This window comes from Myxococcus qinghaiensis (assembly GCF_024198215.1).
GTDB classification, from domain to species: domain Bacteria; phylum Myxococcota; class Myxococcia; order Myxococcales; family Myxococcaceae; genus Myxococcus; species Myxococcus qinghaiensis.
The window spans coordinates 1-1,084 of the sequence record NZ_JAKCFA010000087.1 but is presented as its reverse complement, the minus strand read 5'-3'; the positions used below and the strand labels follow the sequence as shown (position 1 = coordinate 1,084).

1 protein-coding gene is annotated in these 1,084 nt (G+C 67.4%); it reads right to left on the bottom strand.

Translation table 11 applies throughout. The features are described from left to right. Positions 1-2 precede the first annotated feature (2 nt). A partial coding sequence (locus LZ199_RS45970; RefSeq protein WP_254000189.1) for an IS701 family transposase occupies positions 3-1,084 on the bottom strand: 1,082 nt, incomplete at its 5' end.

The following is a 1,084-nucleotide window of genomic DNA, read 5'->3' as shown; positions in this document are numbered from 1 at the left end:
TACTACTTGATCAGATGCGGGACGGCCCGAGAGGAGGAGCGCGAGCTCCGAGTCTGCGGAGGCACAGCGGGCAATGGCCGATGCGGCGCAGCAGCAGGTGCTGAAGGCGACGTCGAACCTGGGGCAGCGTCCACGGCGTCTTGCTCCGGGGGGGAAAGCGCTCTTCGGAGCGCGAGGAAACCGTGGGCTACCATGCACAGCGTGGCATGGTGATGAAAGCCTCTCCAGGTGCGGCCCTCGAAGTGGTCCAGCCCTACTTCGCCCTTCATCTCCTGGTAGTCCCGCTCCACGCGCCAGCGCAGCTTTGCCAGGGTGACGAGGCGTTTGAGAGGCGTGTCCGCCGGCAATGACGAGAGATAGAACTTCGTCGGCGCGGCTTCCCCCTGCGGCCACTCACACAGCAACCATTCGGGAGTGCCTGGCGCTTTGCGGACGACGTGGCCTTCGGCGACTTGGATTCGCACCGCGGCGAAGGTGGAGGACTGTGTGCCACGACTGCCCTCGCGCCAGCTGACACGGCGGTACTCCTCTTCGGGCAACTGGCGCGCCAGCTCTTCAATCGTCCAGGGCTGCACGCCGCTGTCGGTGACGAAGCGCGTCCGAGGGCGCCCGTACTCGCCCGCCTTCTTCACGGGCAGGTGCGGCGCAGCTCCTGGAGGCCATACCTTGTGTTGCCCTGGCACGCCGACAAGGTAGGGCAGTCTCCGAGCCGTGAGTCCTTCGCGGAACTCTCGGCAGTTGCCATACCCCGCATCCGCCAGGACGACATGCCGCCGCACGCCCCATTTCAGCGCGTCATCCAACTGCTCCAGCGCAAGCTCCCATTTGCGCGCGGCTCCCACCGTCTCCGGGACACCCGCCGCCTTGCGCCGCGCCGTGTCCGTCACCCAGTCCTCGGGCAGGTACAGCCGCATGCCGATGCATCCGCTGCCTCGCGGCCCCGCAAGATGCAGGCTCACGGCCACCTGGCAGTTGTCCGTGCGCCCCAACGTGCCCGAGTACTGCCGGGCCACCCCCACCGAGTGCTGCCCCTTCTTGGGAAACCCCGTGTCGTCCACCACCAGGGCCTCCAACTCCGGCACCT